This window comes from Aquibacillus saliphilus (assembly GCF_020404745.1).
In the GTDB taxonomy this organism is placed as follows: Bacteria; Bacillota; Bacilli; order Bacillales; family Amphibacillaceae; genus Aquibacillus; species Aquibacillus saliphilus.
In genome coordinates, this window is the sequence record NZ_JAIZAP010000021.1 from 17,410 (window position 1) to 36,488 (window position 19,079).

Here is a 19,079-nt window from a genome sequence, read left to right on the forward strand (position 1 = left end):
CCATTTGCTTGTATTAAAAGCGATGGTTTCTTTTTTGTTTAAAAAAGATAGAAAAAGTATAAGTCCCAAAAAAGCAGTACTTTTATCATGACAATCTTCACCGTTAATCTAAAACGAATATTGAAACTAATGAGTTAAACATAAGCAAATTAGAATACATGAATCAATAAAAAGACGACTTTAATTGAAATAAAATTCGTCTTTTTTGATAACAAATTTCACTTAAACTGAATTATCATAAGATTTACAATGTCCGCCGAAATATGCCTTTTTTTCTTAATGAATTTATTTCAAACTGTCCATCTCTTATGATGGTTCAATATGAATATGCGCGTGAGGAATATCATGTTCTTGATTTAAGAGGGCCTCAATACGCTCTGTAATATCATGACTCTCCTGAACGGTAAGCTCCGGATCAACAAATATTGTCACTTCAACTAGAGCTTGATTCCCGTGTAAGCGAGCCTTTACATCTTTTACTACTTCAACCTCCGGAACCTTAGCGATACTTGTTTTAATCTGTTCTAGTTTTTGCTCATCAAACCCGTCTGTTAATGTGTGTGTTGCATCTCGAAATATCTCCCAAGCTGTCTTACAAATAATAAGACCTACAATAAAACCTGCGACAGGGTCTAACCAGAATAATCCGTAATTTGCACCCACAATACCTATAAATGCTCCAATACTAACGAGTGCGTCAGATCTATTGTCCTGGGCGGCTGCATATAGCGATGTGCTTTTAACCTCTTTTGACAACTTTAAGTTATATCGATAGACAAAAAACATAATAATTGCTGCGAATAATGCTGTCCAAGCCGTTATCATGTCTGGTTGTGAGTAGTTATTATTAATAATTGACTCAAACGTACCGTATATGACTTGCAAACCAACTGTAATCATTATAAAAGCTGCAATTAGTGAAGCAATTGTTTCCGCACGGAAATGCCCATAGTGGTGATCTTTATCAGGAGGCTTTCTAGAAATACGTAATCCAATTAATACTGCTATTGATGCAATAACATCAGTTGTATTGTTTAAACCATCTGCCCTTAGTGCTTCAGACCCACCAATAGTAGCAACGATTATTTTAATAGCTGCGAGTAAAAGGTAACTAACGATACTAATCCAAGCACCTTTTTCACCTTTTTTTAAATTTTCATATTGCCCCATTATCTTTTGCCTCCGATTCATTGCCTGTAGCATCAATATCTTATCAAATTGTCATTGTATGAGTCTAGAGAAAAAAATAGTCGTAAAGGAACATGTATTGATTAATAGCAACTATGTTTCCTTAAGTAAAATACTATCTAACATTAATATCACCAAGTATTGGCTAATGAAATATAGGAAACTAATTCCTTTGCTATTTAATTTTAAAATTAATACTTAAGGTGACGGTTGAAACTTGCTGTATTTATTTTATATAACGCCCAAAATTAAATAGAAGAAGCAGTCTAGGTATGTACTTTTTGTAAATGTCTATACTAATTATGATATTTGAAAGGAGAATAAAAATGGCAAATATGGCAATTTTTTACTACAGTTCAACTGGTACAAATTATCAATTAGCTAAGTGGGCAGAAGCTGGCGCAAAAGAAGCTGGAGCAGAGGTTAAACTTAGAAAGATAAAGGAGTTAGCTCCTGAAGAAGCTATTGCCCAAAATCCTGCATGGAAAGAGCATTATGATGCTACAAAAGATGTACCTGAGGCTACAATGGATGATTTAGAATGGGCGGATGGTATGATTTTTAGTATTCCAACTAGATTTGGAAATGTACCATCTCAAGTAAAGCAATTTATGGATACTGCTGGTGGACTTTGGGCACAAGGTAAAACTGTTAATAAAGTTGTAAGTGCCATGTCTTCGGCTCAAAATCCGCATGGTGGTCAAGAAGCAACCATCTTAAATTTCTATACTTCAATGTTTCATTGGGGTGCAATTGTGGCAGCTCCTGGTTATACAAATCAAGAACTATTTGTGGCGGGTGGAAATCCTTATGGTGTAAGTGTAACAGTAGATCAAGACGGTAACATGGTGGAGGATGTAGAAAAGTCGGTTAAACATCAGGCCAGAAGGACTGTTGAAGTTACAAATATGGTTGTAGGCAGTAAGTAATAAAATAACTGTAGGAGCTCATCCTAATAGGGTGAGCTTTTTTTAGCAAACTAAATTAAATCGTTGAAAACAACGTCGTCAAGGGTGATCAAACATGCCTAAAAAAAAGCAACTATTATTTAAGAAAAACGATTGGAATTAATTTTGAAAGGATTGTATGTATGGGGCAGAACAAGAACAAAGAAACAAGGGAAAATTCAAAACAAGAAAACGAAGTTCATGAAAAAAGGTGGGCTATTATCTCCTTAGCCTCGATACCTTTAATCATGACACTGGGAAATTCTATGCTGATCCCTGTGTTACCATTAATGGAAAAAGAAATGGGAATATCGAAATTACAATCGAGCTACATAATAACGGTGTACTCCATTGTAGCTATTTTTCTTATACCAATTGCAGGGTATCTTTCAGACCGGTATGGTAGAAAAGTTGTCATTATCCCTTCGCTTATTTTATCTGGTCTTGGTGGTCTCGTATCTGGCTATGCGGCCTGGAAAATGAATGATCCATTCATGATAATTCTAACGGGTAGAATTTTACAAGGTATTGGAGTTTCAGGCACTGCACCAATAGTATTACCTCTTGTTGGTGATATGTTCAAAAAAGAAAAGGATGTTAGCTCAACTCTGGGACTCGTTGAAACATCCAATACGTTTGGAAAAGTGTTAAGTCCGATTCTTGGTTCTTTATTAGCGGGTATTATTTGGTTCTTACCTTTTTTTGCAATACCTATCTTTTGTTTATCGTCTGCACTATTAGTATTTTTTTTAGTGAAGAAACCTGTTGATGATAAGAAAGGGCCAAATTTCAGTAAATTTTGGAAAAACACGAAAAAAACATTTCACATTCATGGCGGCTGGCTTCTGTCTGTTTTTATAATAGGTGCAATTTTAATGTTTATTTTATTTGGTATTTTGTTCTATTTATCAAGTGTTTTGGAAGAGAATTATGATATTGATGGGATAAAGAAAGGATTTTATTTAGCTGGACCACTTGCAGCTCTTTGCCTAACCTCATTCGTTACTGGAAAAGTCATTCAGGATAATTTGGTGAAAATGAAATGGATAACGTTCTTTGGAATTTTAATTGCTGCGGCTGCAGTTGTAGCTGTACAATTTTCTAGTCAATTTATTTACTTGTTAATTGTTTTTCTTGTTTGTGGGATTGGCATTGGTGCGGGACTTCCATGTCTGGATGCAATGATAACAGAAAGTGTACAAAAAGATGTAAGGGGTACGGTGACTTGCATATATAGCTCTGCGAGGTATGTAGGAGTGGCCGTTGGTCCGCCAATTACTGCTATACTTATGACCAAAAATCTTATTTGGTTAGTAGGTTTGTTAGCTATATTAGCTTTAGTCGCAGCTATCTTATCTTTTAAAACAATCAAACCAAGATCGAAGGACAAAGAATCGGCAGATACTCTGTTTGTTAAAAATTAAACTATACTTCCCAGAATCATTATCCATAAGTTACTGATTCTAGGGTTTTACGTTTAATTTTAAATTAATTAGGGAAAATATAAATAAATATTCAGAAAATTATTGCATTAATCTGAAAAATCTAGGATAATAAAAAAAAGGAACAAGGGGGCTTGTGTTCCATGAAAAAACATAAGGTAATTTACAATTTACAAATTTTTGGTAGTGGAAATGAATCGAAAATCGTTGCTAAAAGGGAAATTTCTTATGAAATTAAGCTCGCATCCAAATTATTACTTGATGAACTTTGCTTTAATTGGAATAAGGCAAAGCTAGAAGAACAGATCAATGATTCCATTGATAGTAATGACAAAAAAACTTTTTTAGACTTAAGTAAACAATATCAACATTACACATGGGAATGATAACTTAATAAGTAAAGATCCTTGTTATTATGACAGGGATCTTTTTTTGATATTTATAAAGAAAAGTTAATTGGTAAGTTTTCCCTTGAGCTAACTTCTAGTTAAGTATGTTATATTTTTATTAACAGAATTGATTTCTAATAGTATAATACGTGGAGTCTGACCTTTGGATAATTAATTTTTTTAGCATCAAGAGTGTTTTTTAAAATAGCAGGGATGAAGGGATTTTTTATGAAATTGACTAAATTATTAACAGTATTATTAGTGATAAGTTTAACCCTATTAATAAGTTGTCAAAAACAAGAAAAAATGGACAACGGTGAACGAGTGAATGAAGGTGAAACCGTGGTTGACGATAAAAAACAACCACCTATTGATAATGACTCTGAAAAAGAAAAGGACAAAAACAATCAAGAAGATAAGTTAGAACAGGAATCAGACAAAAATGGTCAGGAATCCACAGATGAAGAAGAAACAGAAGAAAGTAAAGAAGTAGCTCAACATATTGAAAAAATAGATGAGTTTGGATTAGTAATTGTAAGTAATCCAGAAAGTGTTGAAGTTTTTGTGAATAAACAGAGAAGGCTTCCGGATGGATATGAACCTCCAAATTTAGTTGTACCAAATGTTCCATTCTCTTTTGATTATTTTGATCCGAAGAAACAAATGAGATCAGTTGCAGCTACTCCACTAGAAGAACTCTTCTTAGAAGCAGAAGCAGCGGGATTAGACTTAGTTGCTTCATCAGGGTATCGATCGTTTCAACGACAAAAGCAAATATATGAGAGAAATGTAGAAACAAAAGGCCAAGAGGAAGCAGATAAATTTTCAGCACGACCAGGAACTAGCGAGCATCAAACGGGTTTGGCGATGGATGTTACAACAGCCGAAGTAGCTTTCGCTTTGGAACAAACATTTAAACAAACTGATGAAGGGGCATGGCTAGCAGAAAACGCTCATAAGTTTGGTTTTATTATTCGTTATCCTGAAGGTGATAGTGAGATTACAGGTTATAGCTATGAACCTTGGCATATCCGTTATGTTGGTATGGATATTGCGAAAGAGGTTTATCTTAACCAGATGACTTTAGAAGAGTATTTTGGATATGGATATTAAAAGACTGCACGCCAATTGTTTGTCTAACAATTGGCGTGCAGTTTAATTTCTTGAAATTTGAAGTTGTGTATGTTTCGTGTGTAATAAGCTCATACGATAGGAAGTTGCATTAATCAATCCGCTCAAACGATAGGAGCACAGTACAGGTTCATATAATTAAACTCTAATGGTTCACCAGTATCATAAGATATATCCCCGATTAAAATTCGTAACCTTTCTTTCTTTTGGGGAGATGGTTTTTCCAAAAAGGAGACTACTTCAGACATTATTTCTATTCCTTCCGCACGTCCTGCTTCATACAATTGCAGAAAACTACTCTTCTTAGATTCATTCGTTGCTGGGTGGTACCAAGTTGATTGTTGGTTATTTAAGAAGTCTATGTCTTTTTTTACTGGCTGATGAGAAAAGGATGAGACTAGTGGTGCAAACAATAAATTTTTCCAGCCATAAGGATCAAATAAAACTCGAAGTGCAAGCTTCATGTCCTTGTAAGAATCTAGAATGTAGTTTTTTGGCACACCCTCAAGTGCATCAGGGAATTGCTTAGAAATGTTTTCATGGAGTAGTGTATGAATACTCGAATGTAGCTTTCTTCCAGAATCAATTTCTTTATATACAGGTGCCTTCCAAGTCTTTAGATTGCGGAACTGATCCATCAGCAAAGTGTCAATGATTACCTCTAACTTTTGGTGCTTATTTCCACTATATCCCGCACGATAGTGAATATAAGGATGTGTATTGCGGTCCAAAATATGATGAGTAATAAAGCCAAATACATAGGCTTTTGTCTGATCATCTCCATTTGCTGCATCGGTTATAAGATTCATTAAGAAATCACCACATTTTTTTGTATGTAGTAAAGTTCCTATATTGTTAACTTTTTTATTTTTCATCCATGGCCAAAAGTTGTGGTAAAAAAATGGATCTGGCCCTTGTGCCCCCAAATTTAGATAGGCTTCTTGTTGCTTGTAAGAAGCAGGAGCATCGATTGTATCTAGTAGTTCTTCACAAAACAAAATATGTGTCCAAATATTTGGCATTCGTTATTCCTCCTAATCGGAACAGATTCTCTACTATTATATATTATAAAGATACGCCTCAACTCTTGAGTGGACAAATCGTTAATTTTTTGTGTCAATATTGTATATTTTTTACATAAAGTCACTTATTTTTTTGACAAAATTAAAAGGGACTCTATTTCAAGAGCTCCTTAACCATTTTTATGATATAAAAGATACGAGTACTTGTCTCTAACTGAGTCCTTTAGAGGTCCCCCTCCCATTTTATCGGATATTATAGCATAATTTAACTAGTCTAAAAACTTGTGGATAATGAGAATTTGTTTTTTTATGCGTCATTTTAATTTTTTAATTCAAAATTTGATACAATAGTAAATGAGAATTCAAACTAAGGGGGAAAAGAGATGGATTATCGAATTGAAAAAGACACAATAGGAGAAATTAAGGTACCAGCTGATAAGTATTGGGGAGCCCAAACTCAGCGAAGTAAACAAAACTTTCCTATTGGTGAAGAAAAGATGCCTAATGAAATTATTAACGGTTTCGCTATTCTGAAGAAGAGTGCAGCCATCGCAAATAATGAATTGGGGTTACTAGAAAATGAAAAAGCTGAAGCTATTACATATGCGGCCGATAAAATCATCGCTGGAGAATTAGTAGATCATTTTCCTTTAGTTGTTTGGCAAACGGGTAGTGGAACGCAATCGAATATGAATGTCAATGAAGTAATCGCTTATGTAGGAAACAATTGGCTCAAACAAAATAATAGTAACTATAAACTACATCCGAATGACGACGTTAACAAATCTCAAAGTTCAAACGATACGTATCCTACAGCCATGCATATTGCTGCGGTGCTTAAATTAGAGGATGATGTATTACCAGCATTGAAGATTCTGAAGACAACTTTAAAAGAAAAAATGGAAGCGTTTAAAGATGTTGTCAAAATTGGTAGAACCCATCTTCAAGATGCAACACCGCTTACTCTTGGCCAAGAGATAAGTGGTTGGCATCGAATGCTTGAAAAAACAGAAGCAATGATGTCAAATAGTAACCAATATGTGAGAGAATTAGCTATTGGAGGAACGGCTGTTGGTACTGGTTTAAACGCTCATCCTGAATTTTCCGAAAGAGTTTGTGCAAAAATTAATGAATTTACTAATAAAAAGTTCATTTCGGCTCCAAATAAATTCCATTCACTAACAAGTCATGATGAACTTGTTTATGCTCATGGTGCACTAAAAGCATTGGCAGCTGATTTGATGAAAATAGCTAATGATGTCCGTTGGTTAGCTAGTGGTCCCCGGTCTGGAATCGGAGAAATTAATATTCCTGCAAACGAGCCTGGAAGTTCTATTATGCCAGGAAAAGTTAATCCAACCCAAAGTGAAGCAGTGACAATGGTCGCTACTCAAATTATGGGGAATGATGCCACCATTGGGTTTGCTGCTAGTCAAGGTAACTTCGAATTGAATGTATTTAAGCCAGTCATTGCCTATAATTACCTGCAGTCTGCACAATTACTAGCAGATAGTATGTTATCCTTTGAAGAACGCTGTGTAAGAGGATTGGAACCTAACTTTGAAAATATTGAAAAAAATCTTAATAATTCTCTAATGCTAGTAACTGCATTAAATCCACACATTGGATACGAAAATGCTGCTAAGATTGCTAAAAAGGCATTCAATGAGAATATAACACTGAGAGAAGCTACCGTTACATCTGGTTTATTGACAGAAGAGCAATTTGATTCTTACATCAATCCAAAAGAAATGACCTATCCAAAATAATTTTAGTACAAGCCATCCTAATGTTAGGGTGGCTTGTTTTATAAATACTGAAAGTTATTTTAGATAAATAATGTCACCACTTTTAACTTGATGTAACATATTGCCAGCTAAAATCGATGATAAGATTCGGATTACTGTCCACAATAGTCATTACAGGAGGTGATAGACATGCCAAGTAGCAACAATTCAAACCAATTACTAGTTCCTGGTATTGAACAAGCATTAGATCAAATGAAGTATGAAATTGCACAAGAATTTGGCGTCAACCTTGGAGCTGATACAACGTCTCGAGCTAATGGCTCTGTGGGCGGAGAAATCACTAAACGTCTTGTCCAAACAGCTGAACAACAATTTGGTGGACAAACTAAATAACGCTAGTAAAAATATTGATTAGTTAAGTTACAAAAAACTACCAATAGAAATCGCTAATAAATTATGAAGTTAACATTAATAATAAGGAATATAGGAGGTGAGAGACATGCCAAGCAACAATAGCTCAAACCAATTATTAGTTCCTGGTATCGAACAAGCGCTAGATCAAATGAAATATGAAATTGCACAAGAATTTGGAGTAAGCCTTGGAGCTGATACAACATCTCGCTCTAATGGTTCTGTAGGCGGAGAAATCACTAAACGCCTAGTCCAAACAGCTGAACAGCAATTTGGCGGACAATCGAAGTAATAAGCTATAAATAGGATATCTATAAAGATGGGAGGTGAATAAACATGGCACAAAGCAACAATTCAAACCAATTACTAGTACCTGGCGTTGAGCAGGCACTTAGTCAAATGAAATATGAAATTGCACAAGAGTTTGGTGTAAACCTTGGAGCTGATACAACATCAAGAGCTAATGGTTCCGTAGGTGGAGAAATCACTAAGCGCTTAGTTCAAACTGCTGAGCAACAATTTGGTGGGCAAGCACCACAATAACTAAATAACACATGGCCGGGAGGCACCTTATAGGTGTCTTCCTTTCACTTTGGGCGAAAAGTGTCTGTAGAAAGGAAATAAATTAATTGTTACTATATTGATATATTTTACAAATTAATTGGTTTTATACGGATTTGTACTAAATTTTTTCCAATTGTTTGTAACTTCCATAATCTTTTCGATGGACTTATTTTTAACATCATAAAAAAGATAAAAATGATGATTATTATTTTAACTTTGTAAAATAATAAAAAGAGTATTAGAAAATAGTGATTGGAGGAAGCTTATGTATGCATGTCCTCTATGTAATGGATTTAAAAGTTTAGAACAGTCCTGCCCAGCTTGTGGGAACGCAATGGACGACCAAGGCAGACTTGTTGATTATATGGGAGATTATATAGCGTATTTAGATTACGAGGGAACAAATTTAATTGATGGGATATCTAGCTCGAACGAAAAACACATGTGTCTCCATTTGTTTCTATGCCTGTCATGTGATAAGCAAATACATGTTCCAATTAAAGAAACAGAAGTATTTTAAATTAAAAACAGGCGACCTTTATAAGATCGCCTGTTTAAGATGTATTATTTAATTCTAAGTTCTGTTTCCTGATCGAAGAAGTGTACTTTATTCATGTCTAATGCTAATTCAATTTTTTCGCCACCGTTGATGTCTGTTCTAGAATCAACACGAGCAACGAAATCTTGGTCATTTAATTTAGAGTAAAGATATGATTCAGAGCCCATTAATTCTGCTACTTCAATAGTTGCAGTTATTTTTGTACCAGGACTTGATTCAATAAATAATGGTTCATCATGCATATCTTCTGGACGTACGCCAAGAATAACTTCTTTGTTAACGTATCCTTGGTCGCGTAAAACTTTCATTTTTCCTTCTGGTACATTTACGCTTATATCACCAATCGTAATCTGTCCATCACTTAATGTTCCAGTAAAGAAGTTCATAGATGGTGATCCAATAAATCCACCAACAAAAACGTTATCAGGCTTGTCGTAAACTTCTTTTGGTCCTCCAACTTGCTGGATATAACCATCCTTCAAAACAACAAGTCTTGTAGCCATAGTCATTGCTTCAGTTTGGTCATGTGTAACATAAATGGTTGTTGTTTGAAGACGTTGGTGCAACTTTTGAATTTCAGCACGCATTGCAACACGCAATTTAGCGTCAAGGTTAGAAAGCGGCTCATCCATTAAGAACACTTTAGCATCACGTACAATCGCACGTCCTAATGCCACACGCTGACGTTGACCACCAGATAGAGCTTTTGGTTTACGGTCTAAATAAGCTTCAAGTCCAAGAATGCTTGCAGCGTTATTAACTCGTTGTTCAATCTCATCCTTTTTAAATTTACGTAGCTTTAGACCGAATGCCATATTGTCATATACATTCATATGTGGATACAAAGCATAGTTTTGGAAAACCATTGCGATATCACGGTCTTTAGGTGCAACTTCATTCATTAATGTATCGTTAATATATAATTCGCCACTTGTAATTTCCTCTAGTCCAGCAATCATACGAAGTGTGGTAGATTTACCACAACCTGATGGTCCAACAAAGACAACAAATTCTTTATCTGCAATTTCCAGATTAAAATCAGTTACTGCTGGGTCTTCTTTGCCGTACACTTTATTAATATTTTTTAGCGATAACTCTGCCATGTGAATTCCTCCTGTTTTTTGAAAGCGTTTAACTTATAAACTAAGTTTACCTAACGAAGCCTAAAAGGTAAATGGCAAGCGTGCACAAAATTGTACAACCGTTTTGTGCACGCTTACATATAATTAGATTTTTTGCTTTAACATAAGCGTGAGATAAACTGAAAGCGCGCCCTTAAATTGTTTGACATCAATACTTGATTTTTCTATAAACTTATCGACACGATATTGAAGGCTATTTCGGTGCATATAAAGCTTTTTAGCCGCAAGTGTAGCATTTGAATTGCATTCCAAAAATATCTGAACTGTTTTAAGTAGCTCTTCATCATTAGTTGCATCTTGTAAAATAGAAGTAACAATTAAAGGTATTGACTCTTCATCTAAAGGCTCTAGCAATAAATAGGGTACAGATTCAATATAATCTACAACTGGACTTTTGCAATACTTATGTACGACACAAAAGCAGGATTTCGTCCATTTATATTGTTGTAAACAAGCGTCGATAACATTGAAATACGGACTGATAAATAAGTTAACATTCATATAAAAGTCACTCATAAGAACTTCAATTATTTCATGGTATGAGATATCACTTTCATCACTTTTCATGTTTTCTTCAATGATGACTCCTTGATGACTATTTTCCCAAATAATTGGAACTTTTGTAGAGAATAATCCGTGAATAGCCTCACGAAATGCAACACCATCAATAGTGTCGTCAGACAAAGAGAAATAGACAAATCGGTATATTTGTGGTTGATCATGAAACTGTTTGGCGTTGCCATTATTAAATAAAACATGTATCCATTGTTCTTCACGTTTGGTTACAGGGGGTTGATTTGCGTGATAGGGTGTCAAAAAAGTTTCCAGTAATAAGCTTTCTTTTTTGGAAAGCTCTTTACAGGGAAAACCTACTAGTTTATTTTCAGGGGTTGTAAACCAAAAAAAATTGTCAGTATCAATCGAAACTTCTTCGTTAGCTTCAACTAACGAAGGAAATATTTCTTTTAACTTTTTAATCATTAGTAATAGCCTCTTTCGTGTGATAGTCTAGCAAGATCGTCTTATTTAACTAATCTTACCAAGATGGGCAAGAACAAGAATAAATATATAGCAACCTTTTACTTCTTTCATTATAACAAACAAGTGAAAATTGAACATTTTTAAAATATAAAAGTGCGCACATAAGTAATATATGTGCACACTTTTTAGTTGCTTAGTAATTTATAAAATTGGTTTTGCCAATTAAGCTATGTCCAGATCGAGCACTTATCCCGGCTGAGGCTTTTCTTCTTGTCCAAGGGTGAGAACTATGGAACGTAATTTAGATTTATCTCCGAAGAAATAAATGTCTTTCTTATTTCAAAGGCGCCTTTCGCCTTATTCTTTAACTTTCTTCAGGAAAAGGTTCATTCTCCTCAGGTAAATCTCTTGCCTGCTCGATTTGCATTCGACCATGAATGGATTTGGTTGTCCCTCCAGCCATACCCTCGCTAATCATTCGATCAACATCCAGTTCATGTTCTTTTCGATTTTGATAGTCATCGTTACTGTATTTAGTTTTCTTTTCCATCGACTATTCCTCACTTTCGAAATACAATGTTTGTCCTGTTTGGATTTCTATCAATAGGATTTAACCGAAGATTTGTGAAATAAACTAGATTAATTCACCTGATTAGCTTTTCCACTAAAGCTGGTAAACATGCGAATTCTTTTGTTAATCCTTGTTCATTTTTAAATTATGAAGATAAAAAGCATACATAAACGGATAAGATAAGATGTTAATCGCATCTTGATTGATTACTGGGTGGTTAAAAATACTGAAACCTGGCTTGGAGTTTGCTTCAAATAACCAAACCTTTCCTTCTTCGTCGATGCCAAAATCAAATCCTATTTCACCAATTAGATGAGGCATATCCTTTTCAATCTGAGTACTTAAAAGAATAGCGGTGGTTGTCAGACGGTTGTAGATTCTTTTCGTTTGTACTTCAGAGAATAACTCGTTCACTGTATGAATACTACCACCTCTTTGAACATGTGTAGTAAGACTCCCCTTACCGGCAAATTTTGCGCAAATTAAACTGACTTCCCAACTGTTTCGGTGATTTTTATTAGAGTGAACTCGGAAATCTATTGCACTGTTTCCTTTTTTCATCAGCGGTATTTCCTTCTGAGCAACATAACCTTTTAAACCATTAGGAAAGTGCTGGTCAAGAAAAGATTCTATTTTGGTATAACGATTGACTTGCGATTTATCTTTATAGTAATAGTGACATTCTATCTCTCCTGTTGCTATTTTTTTGCACCGTACAATTCCGGTTCCGCGGCTACCGTGTATTGGCTTAATATATAATGGATGTTTAGCTAATAGATTAATTATTTTTTGTTTAGAAGGATGAAGTGTGGTTTCAGGTAAAAGGTAGGAGCATTGGAGGTTTTTCATTAAATGCTCATAAATCTCCCATTTATTAAAGAAACCTTGATTAAATAAAGTTGAATTCATATTTAGCCATTTCTTTGCCTGAATGACTTCAGGATGATGTTCAATTTTTCTGTTGGGAAGACGATTATAAATAACAGTAGGAATCGTAAAGAAGTCTTGAGAGAATTGTCCCTTGTCTAAATAATAGGCATAAATTTCCCTTCGTCGATAAGAAATATGTTGGTAACCAAAAAATATTGTTTTAAACCCAAGCTTTTCTCCAGCTTCACTTAATGACTTGAATATTTGTGTTCTTGGGCCTAAGACTTCTGAATCAGAATTAAATCCAGCTGTTAAAACACCAAGAGTCAATAATAATGTACATTGATTATCATTTATAGTTACAGCTAGAGTTTTATTTTTAGAAAGGTTTAGTTTAGATTTTAATTTTGACGAAATATATAATGTTTTATCATCTTTATGATGAGCAAGGCACTCAACGTTTGCTTGATGCGGACCATATCGTATATATTGGATGAAGTGAAACTTAGAAAAAAACTGATACGGGACAATCATTCTATTTTTACTGCCTTGGTAAAATTTAATATCAAATGTGTAGGTAGTGATAATGTGTCCCTCCTTAAAAGATAGTATATGGGTAATATATATGATATAACTTATCAACTCATGACTAGCGCTTAAATGTATGTACCCTGAGATAAAAAGAGAGGTCGATTGATGTGACAGGATTTTTCATCATTATTATGATGGTAGTTGTAGGAGCTATAATTGGTGGTCTGACGAATTCCTTAGCAATTAAGATGCTATTTCGTCCATATCAGGCTAGATATATAGGGAATTGGAAGATTCCTTTAACACCAGGATTAATACCGAAACGAAGAGATGAGCTTGCGAGACAATTAGGAAAAACAGTTGTAGATCACCTGCTAACTCCTGAAGGATTAAAACAGAAGCTAAGACAAGCTGATTTCAAGCAACAAGTAACGGTTTGGGCACAGACAGAAGTAACCAGAATTATCGACAAAGACCTTAGTACTAAAGAAATGTTAGCTAAAATCGGTATCTATTTAAATGAAGAACAGGTTAAATTAAAAATATCAGAAATAACAAAAAAACAATATCAGAAATTCATGCAGTCGAAACGTCCTATGACGCTAAGAGAAATAATAAGCGAAGAATCGATAACTAAAGCGGACGAAGGAAAGGCCAAATTGTCAAGTTACCTTCAACAACAGTTGACGGATTATATTGACAGTGAAGATGCCAAAATGAAAATTGGGAAGTTAGTAGATGACTACCTAGAAGGAAAAGGTTTTTTGGGTAATATGATATCATCTTTCCTCGGAAATGAAGGATTAGCCGATCGAATCCAGCCAATTTTAGTTCAATATATACAATCGATTGAAGCAGAACAAGTGATTAATGAATTGTTAACTAAAGAACTCGATCATTTGTTAGACCAACCTGTCGGTGATATTGAAGCCAAGTTTGGTGCAGAGGCAATTGGTGATATTTTGGGAAGAGTTGTGTCAGTTGCTGTTCCTGTTGAAGAATGGTTAAACAAATCTGCTAAACAATTATTCAACCCTTTTGAGGGACAGTTGCTATCTCATATCGTACCAACAATTGTAACCAAGCTAACTGATACGCTTGTAGAACGAGTAGATATGATGATGGGGAAATTAGGATTAGAAGAGATTGTTGAAAAAGAAGTTGAATCCTTTCCGATTGAGAGAATAGAACAACTTGTTTTAAATATTTCTGGAAAAGAGTTTAAATTAATAACTTATTTAGGTGCTCTTTTAGGTGGTTTAATCGGTTTAATTCAAGGTATTATAGTGCTGTTCGTGGGATAAATCAAAAGAAAAACGAGTAAATTTCTCTTTTTTACATCCATGTAGTTGTAGCTTGCTATTGTATCAGTATACACAGCTTTTTTCGTTTGTTATAGTTGTAGAAGTGTAAGAGAAGCAATCACAAGGAGGACATTATAATGGCAAATATTTATGATAGCGCATATGATCTTGAAAAAGCGATTAGAGAAAGTGATGAGTTCCAAGGACTTAAACAGGCTTATGAAACAGTAATGGCCGATGAATCCGCTAAAAACATGTTTGAAAACTTCCGTACAACTCAAATTAACTTGCAAGAAAAGCAAATGCAAGGGCAAGAAATTTCTGAAGAGGAAGTAGAACAAGCAAAACAAGTTGTTGAATTAGTACAACAACATCCTGACATTTCTAAGTTGATGGAAGAAGAGCAACGCCTAAATGTCCTAATTAACGATGTTAGCAAAATTATTACTAAACCATTAGAAGAATTATATGGTTCACCAGAAGAACAGTAAGTAAGTTAGAAACCTTGTCCGTAAGTTGGGACAAGGTTTTTTTTGTCAGGAAATTATAAAATGGACTGCTGTGGATAATTAATTACTAAGCTTTGCCACGTTCAGCTCCGGCGCCTACGCTTTTGTTCTTTGAGAAATGTCATTAATTATTCATTAAATTGAAACCTTATCTCGAGATAAACGTAAAACAGTAACGAAAGGGGTATGGGATCAATGACATTAAAATTAAACGATGTGACAAAGCATTTTGGTAGATTTACAGCAGTTGATGGGTTATCTTTAGAAATCCCTGAACATCAAATTTTCGGGTTTTTAGGGGCAAATGGTGCTGGCAAGACAACTACTTTTAGGATGATCATAGGTTTGCTGGACGCAACAGATGGTAAAATTACATGGAACGGTGAAAATATTGATTATAGTAAAAGTAATTATATAGGTTATTTACCTGAAGAGCGTGGGTTATATCCTAAATTGAAAGTTAGAGACCAACTTGTTTACCTAGGTAGGTTACGAGGAATGGCCAAAAACGACATCATTGTCGAATTAAAAGACTGGTTGGAACGATTTAAGGTTCCTGAGTATTTAGACAAAAGGATTGAAGAACTATCAAAAGGAAATCAACAGAAAATTCAATTCATATCCGCAGTCATACATAAACCTAAGCTACTAATTTTGGATGAGCCATTCACTGGTTTGGACCCTGTCAACGTTGAAATGTTGAAGCAGGCAGTTGTTGATTTGAAAGAACAAGGAACATCTATTGTGTTTTCGTCTCATCGGATGGAGCATGTGGAAGAACTATGTGAACATTTGTGTATAATGCAACAAGGTAAACCAGTTGTTCACGGTTCCTTAAAAGAAATTAAAAGGTCATTTGGTAAGAAAAACTTATTTGTGAACGCTGATTTTAATTTAGAATACCTGAAAGACATTCCAGGGGTTGTAGGATTTAAAGGCTTACCGGATGGTTGTAAGTTACAAATTGAAAGTGAAGCAATATCACAGAAAGTTTTTGCAGCGATTCAAGATAAGGGATTTGTTAGAAGATTTGAATTAGAAGAGCCATCATTAAATGACATCTTTATTGAAAAAGCAGGTGAGTCTTATGAATAAGTTTTTGATCGTTATGGCTCATACATACTGGAGCCGTTTTAAAACAAAATCCTTTCTAATCACTACTGCAATTGTTTTGGTTTTTATTGTTGCTTTGGCAAATATTCAGTCAATTCTTGACTTATTTGGTGAAGAAGACGAACAAAAAAGAATTGCTGTTATTGATGATACAACAAACATTTTTGATCTTTTTTCACAACAAATGGAGAGCACGGATAGTAATATAGAGCTTGTTAACTTTCAAGGATCGTTAGAAATGGCGAAAAGTGAAGTAGTGGAGGAAGAATACCAAGGGTTACTTCATATAACAGCTAATGATGAAGAACTTCCAGAGGCTACCTATCATTCCAATAAGGTAAATTCGTCAGAAGTGGGCTACCTGTTACAAAATAATTTGCAACAAATAAAAGTTATGATAGCTACTAATAACGCTGGAATTGATGAATCGGTAATCCAAGATATATATTCTCCAGTAGTATTTGAGACTGTTATGATTGAAAATACAACTGGATCTGGACAGATAGGAAAAACAGAAGAAGAATTAAGTAACGCACGCGGGTTAGTATATGTTATTTTATTTTTATTGTATTTTGCTGTAATTACTTATGGAAATATGATTGCCATGGATATAGCGAATGAAAAGTCATCGAGAGTAATGGAAATATTGATTTCGAGTTCTTCACCAGTAAGTCAGATGTTTGCAAAAATAATAGGAATTGCACTATTAGGCCTCACACAATATGTATTATTTATTGGTGTGGGATATACAGTTATCAGTTTAAAGCAGGATGAAATGGTCGGAGGTATCTTTGAGTACTTTGGTATTGCTGACATAGAAGCAACTACATTTATCTATGCAATTGTGTTCTTTTTATTAGGGTATTTATTATATGCAACGCTGTCTGCCATGCTTGGTTCATTGGTTAGTAGAATCGAAGATGTTCAGCAATTAATGATGCCAGTAATATTCTTAATTATGATTGCATTCTTTATTGCAATGTTTGGCTTAAATATGCCCGATTCTACGATGGTAACAATAACATCATTTATTCCTTTCTTTACACCAATGTTGATGTTTTTGCGAGTGGGTATGCTAGATGTCCCGTTTTGGGAAGTAGGGTTAAGCATTTTAATAATGATTATAACCATCGCAATCCTTGCACTTATTGGGGCAAGAGTCTATCGAGGCGGAGTACTAATGTACGGACGATCGACATCACTGAAGGATTTTAAGAAAGCATTACAACTATCTAAAAAAGATTAATTTGTCTATTTTAAGTACATTTGAAAGGTCAATGATAATAATTAAAGTTCCTTTTTGAAAGGGTAACTTTACATTATTTCATTGACCTTTTTTAAATTTTATAAAACGAACGTGCATTCGTTTTTTCTATCTGCTAAAATATAAATAAATAGTTTTTATAGAGAGGAATAAAATGATGAATGAAAAGATTTCATTTATTCACTGTGCTGATTTACATTTAGATAGTCCCTTTAGTGGGCTGAGTCACGTATCAAGCAAGATGTTTAACGACATAAGGCAAAGTACATTTACAGCCCTTCATTCATTGGTGTCATTAGCTATAGAGAATAAAGTTGACTTCGTGCTAATCGTTGGTGATCTATTTGATAGCGAAGAACAAAGTTTAAAAGCATTAATCCGTTTAAAGCATGCGTTTGAACAACTAAATAAGTATGACATAGAAGTGTATATTTCATTTGGCAATCACGATTTTCTTGATGGTGGAAATATTGATGTCGACTATCCGAAAAATGTTCATATATTTAATGAAGAAACAGTTACGTATTTTACATTTAACAAGAAGGGTAAGGCTGTAGCGAATATCTATGGATTTAGCTATAAACAACGTGGAGTTCTAGCTAATAAATCTCTAGAATTTAATCCGACAGATGAAAATGTCTATCACATTGGAATGCTACACGGTAGTCTTGCAAGTAATACAGAACACGACGTTTATGCTCCATTTCAATTAAGTGACCTAATCAATAAGGAATTTGATTATTGGGCACTGGGACATATCCATAAAAGGCAAATATTAAAGGAAAATCCCCCGGTTGTTTATCCTGGTAATACCCAGGGAAGGTCAAAAAAGGAGTCTGGGGAGAAGGGTTGCTATTATGTAGAACTAGACAATAACCAGAACAGACTTGAGTTCAAGCCTTTGCAACAATTACGGTTTGAAAATCTAGAAATAGATTCGAGCTGCTGCAAACAACCTCAAGAATTAGAGGCTCTCATCGAGGAAGTAGCTACTAAAACTAGTACCGAACTAGGTTCATCTATTATAACTATTCATATATCAAGTGATTCGGATCATATCGAAGAGTGGCATCAGGCTGGATATATTGATGAAATTCTTGATTACATTAATGAGAGTAACCAAGAAGTAGAACAGTGGGTGTTTATCAGGTCGTATAGTATAGAAAAACGAGTTAATGTAAATAAACAAGAATTAAAACAAGGACAGCATTTTTTAGGAGAATTACTGCGAGAATTTGAAGGTAATCTAAATATAGAGGAATATTTGCAACCATTACTTCAACACAGGCAGGCTAGGAAGTTCCTGTCCCCCTTTTCAGAAGAAGAACAAGAACAAATCAGACAAGAAGCAGAGGATTTGTTGATGTACCAGTTACTTAAGGAATGAGTGAGA

At 34.6% G+C, this 19,079-nt stretch carries 20 protein-coding genes; 14 read left to right on the plus strand and 6 right to left on the minus strand.

Features of this window, described 5'->3' with window-relative positions; genetic code table 11:
- Positions 1-306: 306 nt before the first annotated feature.
- Positions 307-1,170 carry a cation diffusion facilitator family transporter gene (locus tag LD272_RS18000; protein WP_226037995.1) on the minus strand — a complete coding sequence of 288 codons (864 nt, stop codon included), beginning with the start codon at positions 1,168-1,170 and terminating at the stop codon, positions 307-309.
- Positions 1,171-1,514: 344 nt separating this feature from the next.
- Here LD272_RS18000 and wrbA point away from each other — a divergent pair, with 344 nt between their 5' ends.
- The 4 genes from wrbA (at position 1,515) to LD272_RS18020 (ending at position 5,079) form a co-directional block, all read left to right on the plus strand.
- Positions 1,515-2,117, plus strand: a complete 603-nt coding sequence (gene wrbA, locus LD272_RS18005) for an NAD(P)H:quinone oxidoreductase (protein ID WP_226037996.1) — start codon at positions 1,515-1,517, stop codon at positions 2,115-2,117.
- A 161-nt stretch (positions 2,118-2,278) separates the two neighbouring features.
- Positions 2,279-3,559, plus strand: a complete 1,281-nt coding sequence (locus LD272_RS18010; protein ID WP_226037997.1) for an MFS transporter — start codon at positions 2,279-2,281, stop codon at positions 3,557-3,559.
- Between the two features lie 161 nt (positions 3,560-3,720).
- Positions 3,721-3,963, plus strand: coding sequence for an IDEAL domain-containing protein (locus tag LD272_RS18015; protein WP_226037998.1), 243 nt, complete (start codon positions 3,721-3,723; stop codon positions 3,961-3,963).
- A 231-nt stretch (positions 3,964-4,194) separates the two neighbouring features.
- Complete coding sequence (locus LD272_RS18020) at positions 4,195-5,079, plus strand: M15 family metallopeptidase (protein ID WP_226037999.1); 885 nt, start codon at positions 4,195-4,197, stop codon at positions 5,077-5,079.
- A 122-nt stretch (positions 5,080-5,201) separates the two neighbouring features.
- Here LD272_RS18020 and LD272_RS18025 read toward each other — a convergent pair whose 3' ends face one another.
- Complete coding sequence (locus LD272_RS18025) at positions 5,202-6,119, minus strand: zinc dependent phospholipase C family protein (protein WP_226038000.1); 918 nt, start codon at positions 6,117-6,119, stop codon at positions 5,202-5,204.
- A gap of 383 nt (positions 6,120-6,502) precedes the next feature.
- Here LD272_RS18025 and fumC point away from each other — a divergent pair, with 383 nt between their 5' ends.
- From fumC to LD272_RS18050, 5 genes are all read left to right on the plus strand, one after another.
- On the plus strand, positions 6,503-7,888 hold the full coding sequence (gene fumC, locus LD272_RS18030; protein WP_226038001.1) for a class II fumarate hydratase: 1,386 nt from the start codon (positions 6,503-6,505) through the stop codon (positions 7,886-7,888).
- 168 nt (positions 7,889-8,056) lie between these two features.
- Positions 8,057-8,260, plus strand: coding sequence for an alpha/beta-type small acid-soluble spore protein (locus tag LD272_RS18035; RefSeq protein ID WP_226038002.1), 204 nt, complete (start codon positions 8,057-8,059; stop codon positions 8,258-8,260).
- Positions 8,261-8,366: 106 nt separating this feature from the next.
- Entirely contained in the window at positions 8,367-8,570 is a 204-nt protein-coding gene (locus LD272_RS18040; RefSeq protein WP_226038003.1) for an alpha/beta-type small acid-soluble spore protein, read from the plus strand.
- Positions 8,571-8,614: 44 nt separating this feature from the next.
- Positions 8,615-8,821 (plus strand): alpha/beta-type small acid-soluble spore protein, encoded by a 207-nt coding sequence (locus LD272_RS18045; protein WP_226038004.1) that lies wholly within the window; start codon positions 8,615-8,617, stop codon positions 8,819-8,821.
- Between the two features lie 286 nt (positions 8,822-9,107).
- Positions 9,108-9,362, plus strand: a complete 255-nt coding sequence (locus LD272_RS18050; RefSeq protein WP_226038005.1) for a hypothetical protein — start codon at positions 9,108-9,110, stop codon at positions 9,360-9,362.
- A 44-nt stretch (positions 9,363-9,406) separates the two neighbouring features.
- Here the strand turns inward: LD272_RS18050 and LD272_RS18055 are convergent, their stop codons facing one another.
- The 4 genes from LD272_RS18055 to LD272_RS18070 all read right to left on the minus strand — a co-directional run bounded on the left by LD272_RS18055 (position 9,407) and on the right by LD272_RS18070 (position 13,499).
- Positions 9,407-10,504, minus strand: a complete 1,098-nt coding sequence (locus tag LD272_RS18055; RefSeq protein WP_226038006.1) for an ABC transporter ATP-binding protein — start codon at positions 10,502-10,504, stop codon at positions 9,407-9,409.
- 123 nt (positions 10,505-10,627) lie between these two features.
- Positions 10,628-11,524 carry a PucR family transcriptional regulator gene (locus LD272_RS18060; protein ID WP_226038007.1) on the minus strand — a complete coding sequence of 299 codons (897 nt, stop codon included), beginning with the start codon at positions 11,522-11,524 and terminating at the stop codon, positions 10,628-10,630.
- A gap of 364 nt (positions 11,525-11,888) precedes the next feature.
- Positions 11,889-12,074 (minus strand): hypothetical protein, encoded by a 186-nt coding sequence (locus tag LD272_RS18065; RefSeq protein WP_226038008.1) that lies wholly within the window; start codon positions 12,072-12,074, stop codon positions 11,889-11,891.
- Between the two features lie 144 nt (positions 12,075-12,218).
- Entirely contained in the window at positions 12,219-13,499 is a 1,281-nt protein-coding gene (locus tag LD272_RS18070; protein ID WP_226038009.1) for a YheC/YheD family endospore coat-associated protein, read from the minus strand.
- Positions 13,500-13,663: 164 nt separating this feature from the next.
- On the opposite strand from LD272_RS18070, the gene LD272_RS18075 reads away from it, so the two are divergent.
- From LD272_RS18075 to LD272_RS18095, 5 genes are all read left to right on the plus strand, one after another.
- Entirely contained in the window at positions 13,664-14,800 is a 1,137-nt protein-coding gene (locus LD272_RS18075) for a DUF445 domain-containing protein (protein ID WP_226038010.1), read from the plus strand.
- Positions 14,801-14,937: 137 nt separating this feature from the next.
- Entirely contained in the window at positions 14,938-15,291 is a 354-nt protein-coding gene (locus LD272_RS18080) for a YlbF/YmcA family competence regulator (RefSeq protein ID WP_226038011.1), read from the plus strand.
- A gap of 213 nt (positions 15,292-15,504) precedes the next feature.
- Entirely contained in the window at positions 15,505-16,404 is a 900-nt protein-coding gene (locus LD272_RS18085) for an ABC transporter ATP-binding protein (RefSeq protein WP_226038012.1), read from the plus strand.
- Positions 16,397-17,668, plus strand: coding sequence for an ABC transporter permease (locus LD272_RS18090; RefSeq protein ID WP_226038013.1), 1,272 nt, complete (start codon positions 16,397-16,399; stop codon positions 17,666-17,668). Before LD272_RS18085 ends, LD272_RS18090 begins: the two co-directional genes overlap by 8 nt.
- A 172-nt stretch (positions 17,669-17,840) precedes the next feature.
- The gene (locus LD272_RS18095) at positions 17,841-19,073 is read left to right on the plus strand and encodes a metallophosphoesterase family protein (RefSeq protein WP_226038014.1); all 1,233 of its coding nucleotides are present in this window, start codon (positions 17,841-17,843) and stop codon (positions 19,071-19,073) included.
- The last annotated feature ends 6 nt before the right edge of the window (positions 19,074-19,079 follow it).

Bases quoted from the DNA above. Each gene is read 5' to 3' on its own strand.
- LD272_RS18060 (WP_226038007.1), bottom strand. From the start codon at position 11,524: ATGATTAAAAAGTTAAAAGAAATATTTCCTTCGTTAGTTGAAGCTAAC.
- fumC (WP_226038001.1), top strand. From the start codon at position 6,503: ATGGATTATCGAATTGAAAAAGACACAATAGGAGAAATTAAGGTACCA.
- LD272_RS18035 (WP_226038002.1), top strand. From the start codon at position 8,057: ATGCCAAGTAGCAACAATTCAAACCAATTACTAGTTCCTGGTATTGAA.
- LD272_RS18020 (WP_226037999.1), top strand. From the start codon at position 4,195: ATGAAATTGACTAAATTATTAACAGTATTATTAGTGATAAGTTTAACC.
- LD272_RS18010 (WP_226037997.1), top strand. From the start codon at position 2,279: ATGGGGCAGAACAAGAACAAAGAAACAAGGGAAAATTCAAAACAAGAA.
- LD272_RS18070 (WP_226038009.1), bottom strand. From the start codon at position 13,499: ATGATTGTCCCGTATCAGTTTTTTTCTAAGTTTCACTTCATCCAATAT.
- LD272_RS18065 (WP_226038008.1), bottom strand. From the start codon at position 12,074: ATGGAAAAGAAAACTAAATACAGTAACGATGACTATCAAAATCGAAAA.
- LD272_RS18080 (WP_226038011.1), top strand. From the start codon at position 14,938: ATGGCAAATATTTATGATAGCGCATATGATCTTGAAAAAGCGATTAGA.
- LD272_RS18085 (WP_226038012.1), top strand. From the start codon at position 15,505: ATGACATTAAAATTAAACGATGTGACAAAGCATTTTGGTAGATTTACA.
- LD272_RS18055 (WP_226038006.1), bottom strand. From the start codon at position 10,504: ATGGCAGAGTTATCGCTAAAAAATATTAATAAAGTGTACGGCAAAGAA.
- wrbA (WP_226037996.1), top strand. From the start codon at position 1,515: ATGGCAAATATGGCAATTTTTTACTACAGTTCAACTGGTACAAATTAT.
- LD272_RS18040 (WP_226038003.1), top strand. From the start codon at position 8,367: ATGCCAAGCAACAATAGCTCAAACCAATTATTAGTTCCTGGTATCGAA.
- LD272_RS18045 (WP_226038004.1), top strand. From the start codon at position 8,615: ATGGCACAAAGCAACAATTCAAACCAATTACTAGTACCTGGCGTTGAG.
- LD272_RS18025 (WP_226038000.1), bottom strand. From the start codon at position 6,119: ATGCCAAATATTTGGACACATATTTTGTTTTGTGAAGAACTACTAGAT.
- LD272_RS18015 (WP_226037998.1), top strand. From the start codon at position 3,721: ATGAAAAAACATAAGGTAATTTACAATTTACAAATTTTTGGTAGTGGA.
- LD272_RS18090 (WP_226038013.1), top strand. From the start codon at position 16,397: ATGAATAAGTTTTTGATCGTTATGGCTCATACATACTGGAGCCGTTTT.
- LD272_RS18000 (WP_226037995.1), bottom strand. From the start codon at position 1,170: ATGGGGCAATATGAAAATTTAAAAAAAGGTGAAAAAGGTGCTTGGATT.
- LD272_RS18095 (WP_226038014.1), top strand. From the start codon at position 17,841: ATGATGAATGAAAAGATTTCATTTATTCACTGTGCTGATTTACATTTA.
- LD272_RS18050 (WP_226038005.1), top strand. From the start codon at position 9,108: ATGTATGCATGTCCTCTATGTAATGGATTTAAAAGTTTAGAACAGTCC.